Raw genomic sequence first — 10,653 nt, forward strand, 5'->3', positions numbered from 1 at the left:
CCTTTAAATCGTTACTTGAAAAAACCAGCCTATAAAAATTTTTGTAGGTGGTTTATAGGCTATTTTATAGTCTGTTTTTTGTGAAAATCAGTGATTTTCTTTGAAATTGATTTTAATCGAAAATGCTTTAAAGCTCTCTTAAAATCGTGGTTTGTGAAATGTTTTGAAAATGGGTAAAATGCGTTGGTGGCGGACAGGGAGGGATTCGAACCCTCGAGCCCCGGTTAGAAGCTGCACCCTTAGCAGGGGTGTGGTTTCGGCCAGCTCACCCACCTGTCCAAGTAATAAGAAATCGCATTATATCGAATAAAACTAATATAACGCTTAAAATTTCGCTAAATTTTGAAATTTTGGTTGTTTTGTGGCAGGGCTGGGGAATACTGCGCCGAGAATTCGGGTGTGCGTATAATGCGCTATTGAGCGTAAATTTTGTTTGATTTGTCATTGCGAGGAGCTGTTTTAATAGCGACGAAGCAATCTACGAATTTAAAATTTAAGGTCAGTGTTTTTGCAAAATTTGCGATTGGAATTTTGAACTCGTAGATTGCCACGAATTTTTGCTTCGCAAAAATTCTCGCAATGACAAATTAAGGGTGCGGGAATTTCTCTGGATTGCTTCGCTCGTTACACTCGCTCGCAATGACACGGAAATCGCGTTTTGGTAATTTTAACTCGTAGATTGCCACGACGGCGATAAGTCGCCTCGCAATGACAAATTTTGACAAATTTGATAAATTTTAGAGATTGAATTTTAAAAAAGCAAAAATCAGGGGGCGCGAAGCCCCCCGAGCAGAAATTATTTTTTTACGATTACGGAAATTCCGTTTGGAATCACAGTTAGGCTCTTTTTGCCTAGCGCATGCGCCATTTCTAGGGCTTCTTCAAGGCTAGCGGCATATTTCATTTTCATATCTTCGACCATGGTTTTAATCTCAGGGCGTGTTACCATGATGACTGTGTGTTTGATCAAAACGCGTGCGAGAATTTGGCTCTCCCATTGATCTGGGATTGTTTTTTCTTGCGGGGTTGCCATACATTGATCGTAAAAGGCTTGCGCGCTTTCGCAATCTTTCAGCGAGCGATAAAATCCCTCGCCACCGTGTCCGTCGGCGCAGTATGAGCACTCGATGATGACGCCACCAGGGTTGCAGGTAGCCTCAGCTGCGGTCATTGATTTGACGCATTGGTATAAATTTTGGTCAAGTGGCGCGCCGCCGTTTGATGTGATGACGATGTCTGCCATTTTTGGCTCGACTTTGGCGTAACTTAGCAAAAAGTCGCAACCTGCTCTGTGCGCTGTGACATAATTTCCCGCAAACGCTGCGACTGTTTTTTTATCCTCGTCGATTACGACATTTACGATGTAGGCGAGTTTGGCAAATTTCGCCGCTGCTAGCATATCTGTGTGTAATGGGTTGCCATCTAGCACGCCAGTGCGGGCAAATTCGCTATCTATGAATTTCGAGCAGTGATTTCCTAGCACGGTTACTTTGTCGCAAACGCCGGGCAAAACGCTCTTTCTGCCGCCGCTAAATCCAGCGAAAAAGTGCGGTTCGATGAAGCCCTCTGATACCAAAAGCTCGGTCTCTACGGCGACTTTATCGATTACACACGGTGCGCCTGATGGCAAAATGCCGATTTGTGTGTTTGAATCAGGATCGAAGCAATCATGCACCACAATTTTTGAGCTTTCATAAATTTCATCGCCTAGTTTGGCGCGAAGCTCGGCCTCTGTGGTAGGGCGGTGAAATCCAGTGGAAACTAAAAGCGTGATTTCGATATCGGGATTTCCCTCTTTTAGCTCGGCAAACATATTTGGCAAAATATCCTTGCTTGGCACTGGGCGGGTGTGGTCTGAGATGATGATGACGCAGTTTTTCTTGCCTTTGGCAAGTTCGCACAATCGCGGGCTATCGATTGGGTTTGCCATGGCTTTTTTGACGATTTCTAGGCCGCTACCCTCGGCTTTAAGCTCGTCGATTTTAGAGCGCAAAACATTTGCGTCCCCCTCATCGAAGTCGATAAAGGTGTTGCCATAAGGAATCTTTAACATAATTTACCCCTTAAAATGAAATGAAAATTTAACTTTTTATTATACAGCGATGAGGTGTATATTTTGCTTAAATTTCAAAATAAATTTTAAAATTTAAATTATGAAAAATATCGGCAAAATTCCTAAAATAGGGCATATCAAGGCGCAGGTTTTGTAGCGAATAGCGCCAAGGGCGCATAAATTTGCAAGCACAAAAAGTGGAAGTGGAATTTGCGCCTTGAAACTCGGAAGTGTGAAATTTAAAAAACTAATCAAACCCTCATCAAAAACCCCGCCCAATCCGCATAGGTGCAAAACCACGCTAAGAGGGTAAAAAATCACAAAAATATATCCGATGATAATCACGCTAAGCTGCTGAAATGAAGCCAGCGGAAAGAAAAAATACACCGCGATATTCATCGCAAACCAGACATAAAGATTAAAAAGCGCCAAATTTGCGAAAGTGCCAAATTTGCCCCAAAAATGGTGCGAATACAAAAAAATATAAAGCACACCAAGGGAGGAAAAATAAAACCCTACGCTAAAAGCTAGATGCGGAAAAATGGCCAGTAAAAGCGCAATGCTAAGGAAGAGATTGGCGAAATTTAAAAGCTCGAAATTGCGCCACAAAAGGGAAAATCCCACCACGCACATCGCCAGCGAACGCAAAAAACTAGGCGTAAAATCCAGCACAAAAAGATAGCCAATCATCAGCAAAATCGCCGTAACGCTAAGGTCAAATTTGAGATTTCTCCACGGGAAAAATCGCCTCTGCAAAATGCGATAAATCGGCGCAAAAATCAGAAAAAACGATGAAAAAATAATGCCTAAATGAAACCCGCTAATCGAAACAATATGCGCGATCCCCCAGTGCGTGATGTTTTGGCGCAAATCATAAGGCATGGGCGTGGCGAAATACAGCGCGCTGTAAAGATCGGCTATAAGGGGGTTTTCGTGCTGAGAACGAATAAAATTTATGGCTTTGGTTTTGGGCGAGTTTTCGTAAAATGGGGCGGAAATTTTAAAATTTGGCGCATAAAACCTAGCCTTCACAAAATCCAAAAAACTCAAATTTTGCGTGATGATACCCACACTCACGCGCGCGAATCGTGGGAATTCGCGCCCGGTTTTGGTCGTGGTATAAATCGTAAAATTCCCTGATTTTAGTTTTAGCACGGTGTATGTGCGGCCTTTGGCGTTTGTTTTGTCGTAGGAATTTAAAATTTGGCTTTGTAAAAATATGCGAGAATTTGATTTAAATTCGCAAAATTCGTGGTATTTAAACGCCAAATTTAGCGCAAAAATCAAAATGATAAAAAGCGAAAATAGGCAAAATTCTTTTTTGTTATAAAAGAGTTTGAGTTTCAAAATTTTGAAATTTGGGCGAAATCACTTTCGCCCACGCGCCCTTAGCACGAAAAATTCATCTTAAACTCATACGGAGTAGGGCGTGCTTCGTATGGCCAAACTTGGGTTTTAAATTTCATGTGTTGATAAGCTTGGATAAAATCGTCGCTCATAATATCTTTGAGATACGCTCTATCGCGAATCAGCGCTTCTAGCGAGCCGCGAAGCGTGTGCGGGAACTGCTCGATACCGCGCTCGCGAATCTCATCAAGGGTGAGTTTAAATAAGTTTTCGTCCATTGGCCCTGCTGGCTCGATTTTGTTTTTCACGCCATCAAGTCCTGCCATTAGCATTGCAGCGAAGGCTAAATATGGATTTGAAGTGCTATCTGGGAAGCGAAATTCAGCCCGCACACTCTTTTCGCCTGCGCCATAAGGAATTCGCACAGAGGCTGAGCGGTTTTGGCTAGAATATGTCAAAATCGACGGAGCTTCAAAGCCCGGAATTAGGCGTTTGTAGCTGTTCGTGCTGGCGTTTGTAAAGGCTGCGACGCTTCTTGCGTGAGCTAGCACTCCACCGATATACCATCTAGCGAAATCGCTTAAATTCGCGTAATTTCCCTCGCCGTAAAATAGGTTTTTGCCGTCTTTCCAGACTGATTGATGCACATGCATGCCATTTCCGTTGTCGCCATAAAGCGGTTTTGGCATGAAAGTCGCGGTTTTGCCGTTTAGTTGGGCTACCATTTTGATGACATATTTGAGTTTTTGCACATTGTCAGCCATTTCGACTAGATTGCCAAATTTCACGCCGATTTCGTTTTGGCCCTGGGCTACTTCGTGGTGTCCTAGCATGACATCTAAGCCCACTTGCTCCAAAACCTGCATCATCTCAGCCCTTAAATCAGTGGCTGTATCGATTGGCTGAGTCATCAAATATCCGCCTTTTTTGCGTGGGCGGTGGCCGCTATTGTATCCTGATGAGAAGTTCGTATCGTCGTTCCACTCGCCCTCTTCGGTATCTATCTCATACATAGCGCAGTTTGTGCTATCGACGATTTTGACATTATCGAAGATAAAAAATTCATTTTCAGCCCCGAAATACGCCTCATCGCCAAGTCCGCTATCTTTTAGGTATTTCATAGCCTTTTTGGCGATTGAGCGAGGGCATTTTTCGTAAAGTTCTCCCTTGTAAATATCGAAAATATCGCTAAAAACCACAGCCGTAGGGTCTGCGGTAAATGGATCTAAAAATGCAGTTTCGACATCTGGCATCATTAGCATATCGCTTCGATCGATTGGTTGCCAGCCGTCCATCGAGCTAGCGTCCATTGGGATACCGTTTTTGAACTGATCTGGTTCGACAATTTTGATATTGTAGCTGATAGAGTGCCAAAATCCCTTCATATCCGTAAAGCGGAAATCGACAAATTTAACTTCGTTTTCTTCGCAAAATTTGAAAAATTCATCGACATTATTCACAAATTTTCCCATTTCTTCTCCTTAAAAATTCTAAATTTTGTAATTCTACCCTTTTGTTACTTAAAATACGAAGCGAAATATTTTTGTGCGAGTTAAATTTTGAAATTTGCGCAGTTTTGAAAATTTGGTGCTAAATTTAGTGATAAATTTAAAAAACCCCGCGAAATTCGCAGGGTTAGGGGAGTATGAAATTATTTTAGGAAGGCTTATTTTTTATCTTTTTTAAGCTCTTTTTGCGCTTCTCTTTTTTCCTTGCGCTCTTTTAAATTTTTAGCCAAATTTGACTTTTGCTCGCTGCTTAGCACACCAAGCAAAGCCTCGATGACACCAGCCTCGGCGGTGATTTGCTCGGTAAATTTTTTGCTATTATTTTCTATAAATTTTGCCTTGTCAAAATTAGCGATATCTTCTAGCAAATTCTCGCGTGGCTCTGATTTTTTGGCGATTCGCGCTTCGTTTGCTTCAAACATTATTCTGCGCACCTTCGCCCATTGCTCGTCGCTTAGATCAAGGCGTGGAAGCTCGCGCATAATCGCGCCTGTGTAGCGGTCATTGTGCCCCATTTTGTGGAATTTTTTCATACCTTGGCCAAATTTCGCCCCTTTTGCTTGGCAGTTTTTCATATCGCCAGCGCATGGCATTGCGCCGCCTTCGAAACCGCCTTCGAAACCACCCTTAAATCCGCCCATTTTTGGCATTAAATTTGGAGCGCATTTATGCTGGGCGTTTGCGCATGGAAGCGGAGTTTGTCCGCCTTGCGGATCTTGTGCGAAAGCCCCAGTTGCCAAAACAGCGCACGCTAATGATAGAACTAACTTTTTCATTTTTTCTCCTTTGCTTTAAAGTTGGCGTGATTATACGCGCGCAAACTAACCCCAAAACCCACGCTTTGCTAACCGAAGCTAACTTTGACAAAAATTTACGATAAATTTGATACCAAACCGCTAACATCTAAACACCACCGGTTATTTTTAAACGATTTAATTATCTCATCACTCAATCCAAGAGAGTTTGATAATCTCTCTTCTACCTTGTTTAGCTCACTAGTAGCCTTGTGAATTCTGCTAGAATTACTCATTTTTATCTCCTTATTAGAAAATTTTTATAGCTTCAATACCTTTTATATCTGTATCTAAATTTATATGAAAAAGTGAAAGAAAATATTCTTTTAACAAATCATGGTCTTTTTGATTAAAAAAATATATTGTTGCACCAGCAGTTACAATTCTCCCGCCATCAATCCAACCTATATCAATTACAAATTTCTGTGAATATTCCCAAAAATTTGTAAGATTTTTATTTGATTTTTTATAAACCAACATACGAAATGCAATGTCATACATAATCGATAAAAATAAAACAAAGGCATAAACAAACAAACCTATTATAAATTCGCTATTGAAAGTAAATAAAAAACTGATTATACAAATAGCTAAAAATGGATAACCAAATATATTTTTAAGCCTATTTATTTGATATAAAAACGATGAAAATTCTTTATTTCCAACTAAGCTGTAAATTTTGCGTATTTGTAAATCATTATCATAATATATTGCTTTCATGTCAGATGTTAGTGAGACATAGCGTTCTTTTGAATTTATAGTTATCATATAGGAAATAGTTAAAAATCCCACAAAAATAAAACATAAAATAAAAATTTTTTTTATCAATTCATCAAATTCGCCAAATTCAATATGACTCTGCATAGCTAAAATAAAAATCAAAGAAATAAAGAAAAATATTAAATTTAAAACACCGTGTAATTTTATTCCTTTGCTATAATCACGCAAAATCAACGGCTCTTTGTCATAATCTCTTTGGTTTCTATTTGAATTAGTATTTAAATTTTTATCAAATTTCTTTTTATTCCAATTTTTCAAATTCAGTCCTTTTTATAAAATTCCTTGTGCTAAATTTGCTGTTATTGCGAGCCGACACCTAACTACCAAAATACAAATGTTAATTTTTAAATTCGCAGTTTGCAATTCGTTTCCTTTATTTGATTTTAAAGTAAATTTCTTGTTTTTCATCATAAACAAATATTCTTTTATCCATTTCATTTGCTTCAAAATAATCAAGTAGCTCGGTAGCTTCCGAAAGCATATTTTTATCAACTTCCATATATGATATTTCTTCATCGTGATTTAAATGTTTTTGTTGCACTTCATAAGAATACATTGCAGGCATACTAAAAAACATTATATGAGCCTTTTTTTTAGTAATTAAATGATATTCATCATTGATTTTAATAACTTTTTGCAAATCCGAATATAACTTTTTGGTCTCATCATCAAATTTACAAGTAACATAAAAATATACAGAATCAAAATGCGAAAGCGTATAGCTAACATCCTTTTTACAAGTTTTATAAAATTTATCTCTTTGTTTTTCTAAAATCTTATCATATTCTTTTGTTAGACTTTCTATTTCATCATCGCTCTTGCCTAGTGCTTTAAGTTTAGCATTATAATGGCTTTTTAGGTAATACAACTCATAATTTATCAAATCATCTTTCATCGCTTTTGTGATAAACGGCTCTCTAAAAATTAACAAAATTATCGGTAAAAAATATATCACCATCAATATAGCGATAAATTTAAAAAATTTTTTAATAAATTTACGCAAATTCTGTTTCACTTTTTTATAAATTTTATAAAATTCACGCCATTTTCGTGCAAATAGGCGATTTCATAGCCGTTTAAAATCGCTGTTTTTTGTATGATAAATAGCCCAAATCCATACCCGCTCGAACTTTTATGGCGCACGCTTTTATCCAATTTCCAGTTTAGTTCCAGCTCGCCGTTCGCGCTAGAAATGTCCTTGGCTAGGGGCTCGCCGCTGTTTTCAAAAACTATCGCGCCATGCGTGGCGTAAATTTTAATCTTGTGATTTGGCGAGTAATTCAGCGCGTTTTCGATTAAATTTTTCAGGCAAATCTCCCACAGCTCGGCGCTTCCGTAAATTTTAAAATCGTGCTCTAAATCAACGCAAATTTTATCATTTTCGCGCAAATTTAGCTTTTCGCGCGTGCGCTCAAAAACCTCGCCAAAGCCCATTTGCTCGCACTCTACCGCCTCGGAGCTAACCAGACTTTCAAGAAGCCTGAAATTTTCTAACTGCTCGTTTATCTGCGCAAAAAGCCTAGCTAAATTGCCCTGATTTTGCGGGCTGGGAGCGTTTTTTAGGTAAAATGCGCCCTTGGCAAGGGGCGTTTTCATCTCGTGCATGAAGATTTTGTTAAACATTTCTCTGGTGCCAAGAAGCTGTTTTATGCGCAAAATCGCGCTATTATAGGCGTTTTGGATACGAGAAATTTCTTTATAATCGCTTTTGATTTCCAAAATTTTAAACTCGCCGTTTTTTAAATTTAGCAAATTTGAATAAAGCAAATTTAGTGGCGCCAAAGCCTTGTTTAAAAAGAAAAAAAGTAGCGCCAAAATGCCTAGCAAAACGCAGAAAAAAATGTCGAAAAGCGCGAAATCTCGGTCATTATCCAAGGCGCGCAAAACCATATAATTAATCGGCGTGTATATGAAAAACAGCTCCTCGCGCCCTGATTTTACAATCTGATAGCCACTATTTTTATCGCCGAAGCTCTCGATGATTTTGGCGTTTTTGGTGCCGAAATTTTCGGCTAAAACAAAGCCGTTTTGCGCCAAAATTTCATCACTTGGCAAGCTGGCGTTTAAAAGCTCTTCTTGGAAACTTTGCAAATTTAGCCGTAAATTTAGGCGCAAAGTCTCTTTGTAGCGATAATCCTTCCAGCTATGCACGCCAAACCACAAAAAAACCACCCCCAAAAACGCTACCAAAAAAAGTATCAAAATGCGCCTGAAAATGGACTTTTGCGCGCTGTTTTGCGAATTTATTTGCGCTGAAATTTTTGCGCCCTTTTGCGTACCCGTCTGCGTCAAATTTTGAGAATTTCCCTGCGCCGAATTTTGCGCCGAATTTTGCTCGTTATTTGGCAAGGCGATACCCTCTGCCACGAAGCGAGATTATGTGATTTGCCTCGCTGTGAGGTTTTATTTTGGCTCGAATTTTGCTGATTATCATCTCCAAATTTTTCTCATTTGCCGATACAATCGAGGGCGAGGCGCGCAAAATTTGTTCTTTGCTCACAGCGGCTGGGAAGTTGCGAACTAGCTCGCCAAGCACTTCAAACTCAGCTAGCGTAAGGCCCAAATTTACGCCCTTAAACAGCACATCGCCTAGATTTTTATCCACGCTAAACGCTAAATTTTCGCTCTCTTCTTTAAAATCATTTGCCCTGCGCAAAAGCGAGATTATGCGCGCGTATAGCTCGTCTGGGTCGTATGGTTTGGGCAGGTAGTCATCAGCCCCGATTTGCAGGGCACTTACCTTATCGACGGTCGAGGCGCGCGCGCTCGAAACGATAACCGGGATTTTGCTTTTTTTGCGGATTTCTTTGCAAACTTCCAGTCCGTCCATGCCAGGAAGCCCAAGGTCTAGCAAAACCAAATCAAACTCCGCCAAATCCGTGCTAATCGCCAAAAACGGATCCTCGCACGCCTCCACGCTAATGCCCCGCGAACCTAAAAATTCGGCTATCAATCCAGCAAATTCTGCGTCATCTTCGATCAAAAAAACTTTTACCATTTTTGCTCTTTAAATTTTGATATAAAACTTTAATTATATGTAAATTTTGTAAATTTGAGACTTCTAAATAATAAAATTTATTAATTAGATACTTTTTATTTAAATTTATCGTTTATAATACCGCCGAATTTAAATTAAGAAAGGAGACATGAAAATGTCAAAAGTAACAAAACAACTAAACCAAATCCAAGCAGATGCACACGCGCTATTTGTCGCATTTCACGCATATCACTGGAATATCAAAGGCCTACAATTCGCGCCAATCCACTCTTACACAGAGGAAGCTTACGATGAGTTTGGCGTGCTTTTCGATGACGCAGCTGAAAGAGCCTTGCAAATCGGTGGCAAACCAGTAATCAAAGCCGAAGAGCTAATCAAACTAGCCTCTGCTCCAATCGATCTAAAAGACGATTATAGCGCAGAAGAGGTGCTAAAAAATGTGAAAAAAGCCTATGAATATTTGCTAAAAGAGTTCAAAAAACTAGCCGAAATCGCAGACGAAGCAGGCGATATCGTAACATCAAATTTCGCACAAGACAAACTTGGCGGATATGAAAAACGCCTTTGGATGCTTGATGCAATGCTTGCAAAATAATCTTTGCAAACCTCAGTAAAAGTCGCCAAATTCGGCGACTTTTTTAAATTTTACACTTTAAAATTCACTATTAAAATTTAACCCAAATTATCAAAAAGCAAAATTTAAAAAATTTAAAAAAGCAAAAAAAGTCGCCAAATTTGGCGACTTGTGAAATTTGTGAGTTTTAGAATTTATCGTGCGTATTCGCGCCGTTTGTATTATCCCACGGAAGTTTCGTTCCACCAAGGATATGAAAGTGCAGGTGCATGACCTCTTGGCCGCTGTTTTCGCCGCAGTTGCACACTAGGCGGTAACCTGTCTTATCTAGCCCCATTTTCACAGCGACTTCTTTAATAAAACTGCTAAGACCTACCATGACCTCTGGCGGGGTTACTTGGAAGTTTTCATAGCATTTTTTCGGAATTACCAAAATGTGGATTGGCGCCCTTGGGCTAATGTCGTGAAATGCCAGAAAATCGTCGTTTTCTAGGACTTTGTTGCATGGAATTTCGCCTGAAACAATTCTTTCGAAAATATTCATAATAAATCCTTTTTGGGTTAAAAAATCAGGGCGAATTATAGCTAAAAATTTCAAA

General features: G+C 39.4%; 11 protein-coding genes and 1 tRNA gene. 1 reads left to right on the forward strand and 11 read right to left on the reverse strand.

Annotation, left to right across the window (positions count from 1 at the left end):
• Positions 1-187: 187 nt before the first annotated feature.
• The 10 genes from OFN91_RS01810 to OFN91_RS01855 form a co-directional block, all read right to left on the reverse strand.
• Positions 188-279 (reverse strand) — tRNA-Ser (locus OFN91_RS01810).
• Between the two features lie 517 nt (positions 280-796).
• On the reverse strand, positions 797-2,053 hold the full coding sequence (gene larA, locus OFN91_RS01815) for a nickel-dependent lactate racemase (protein ID WP_270858344.1): 1,257 nt from the start codon (positions 2,051-2,053) through the stop codon (positions 797-799).
• A gap of 93 nt (positions 2,054-2,146) precedes the next feature.
• The gene (locus tag OFN91_RS01820) at positions 2,147-3,400 is read right to left on the reverse strand and encodes a ComEC/Rec2 family competence protein (RefSeq protein ID WP_270873040.1); all 1,254 of its coding nucleotides are present in this window, start codon (positions 3,398-3,400) and stop codon (positions 2,147-2,149) included.
• Positions 3,401-3,441: 41 nt separating this feature from the next.
• Positions 3,442-4,872: a type I glutamate--ammonia ligase gene (gene glnA / locus OFN91_RS01825; RefSeq protein WP_270869704.1), complete on the reverse strand. Its 1,431-nt coding sequence runs from the start codon at positions 4,870-4,872 to the stop codon at positions 3,442-3,444.
• Between the two features lie 194 nt (positions 4,873-5,066).
• A complete protein-coding gene (locus OFN91_RS01830; protein ID WP_270873041.1) occupies positions 5,067-5,684 on the reverse strand; it encodes a hypothetical protein in 618 nt (205 codons plus the stop codon).
• Between the two features lie 95 nt (positions 5,685-5,779).
• Positions 5,780-5,938: a hypothetical protein gene (locus OFN91_RS01835; protein WP_270873042.1), complete on the reverse strand. Its 159-nt coding sequence runs from the start codon at positions 5,936-5,938 to the stop codon at positions 5,780-5,782.
• A 13-nt stretch (positions 5,939-5,951) separates the two neighbouring features.
• The gene (locus tag OFN91_RS01840) at positions 5,952-6,740 is read right to left on the reverse strand and encodes a hypothetical protein (protein WP_270873043.1); all 789 of its coding nucleotides are present in this window, start codon (positions 6,738-6,740) and stop codon (positions 5,952-5,954) included.
• A gap of 115 nt (positions 6,741-6,855) precedes the next feature.
• Positions 6,856-7,377: a hypothetical protein gene (locus OFN91_RS01845; RefSeq protein WP_270873044.1), complete on the reverse strand. Its 522-nt coding sequence runs from the start codon at positions 7,375-7,377 to the stop codon at positions 6,856-6,858.
• A 116-nt stretch (positions 7,378-7,493) separates the two neighbouring features.
• Positions 7,494-8,849 (reverse strand): hypothetical protein, encoded by a 1,356-nt coding sequence (locus tag OFN91_RS01850; RefSeq protein WP_270873045.1) that lies wholly within the window; start codon positions 8,847-8,849, stop codon positions 7,494-7,496.
• Positions 8,821-9,480 (reverse strand): response regulator transcription factor, encoded by a 660-nt coding sequence (locus OFN91_RS01855; RefSeq protein ID WP_270873046.1) that lies wholly within the window; start codon positions 9,478-9,480, stop codon positions 8,821-8,823. Before OFN91_RS01855 ends, OFN91_RS01850 begins: the two co-directional genes overlap by 29 nt.
• A gap of 154 nt (positions 9,481-9,634) precedes the next feature.
• On the opposite strand from OFN91_RS01855, the gene OFN91_RS01860 reads away from it, so the two are divergent.
• A complete protein-coding gene (locus OFN91_RS01860) occupies positions 9,635-10,075 on the forward strand; it encodes a Dps family protein (protein WP_270858336.1) in 441 nt (146 codons plus the stop codon).
• Between the two features lie 166 nt (positions 10,076-10,241).
• Here OFN91_RS01860 and OFN91_RS01865 read toward each other — a convergent pair whose 3' ends face one another.
• Positions 10,242-10,598 carry a histidine triad nucleotide-binding protein gene (locus OFN91_RS01865; RefSeq protein ID WP_270873047.1) on the reverse strand — a complete coding sequence of 119 codons (357 nt, stop codon included), beginning with the start codon at positions 10,596-10,598 and terminating at the stop codon, positions 10,242-10,244.
• Positions 10,599-10,653 lie beyond the last annotated feature (55 nt).

The organism is Campylobacter sp. JMF_08 NE1, assembly GCF_027737875.1.
Classification (GTDB): Bacteria; Campylobacterota; Campylobacteria; order Campylobacterales; family Campylobacteraceae; genus Campylobacter_B.

Coding starts and splice junctions, on each gene's coding strand:
- OFN91_RS01835 (WP_270873042.1), bottom strand. CDS start 5,938: ATGAGTAATTCTAGCAGAATTCACAAGGCTACTAGTGAGCTAAACAAG.
- glnA (WP_270869704.1), bottom strand. CDS start 4,872: ATGGGAAAATTTGTGAATAATGTCGATGAATTTTTCAAATTTTGCGAA.
- OFN91_RS01855 (WP_270873046.1), bottom strand. CDS start 9,480: ATGGTAAAAGTTTTTTTGATCGAAGATGACGCAGAATTTGCTGGATTG.
- OFN91_RS01845 (WP_270873044.1), bottom strand. CDS start 7,377: ATGAAAGATGATTTGATAAATTATGAGTTGTATTACCTAAAAAGCCAT.
- OFN91_RS01865 (WP_270873047.1), bottom strand. CDS start 10,598: ATGAATATTTTCGAAAGAATTGTTTCAGGCGAAATTCCATGCAACAAA.
- OFN91_RS01830 (WP_270873041.1), bottom strand. CDS start 5,684: ATGAAAAAGTTAGTTCTATCATTAGCGTGCGCTGTTTTGGCAACTGGG.
- larA (WP_270858344.1), bottom strand. CDS start 2,053: ATGTTAAAGATTCCTTATGGCAACACCTTTATCGACTTCGATGAGGGG.
- OFN91_RS01860 (WP_270858336.1), top strand. CDS start 9,635: ATGTCAAAAGTAACAAAACAACTAAACCAAATCCAAGCAGATGCACAC.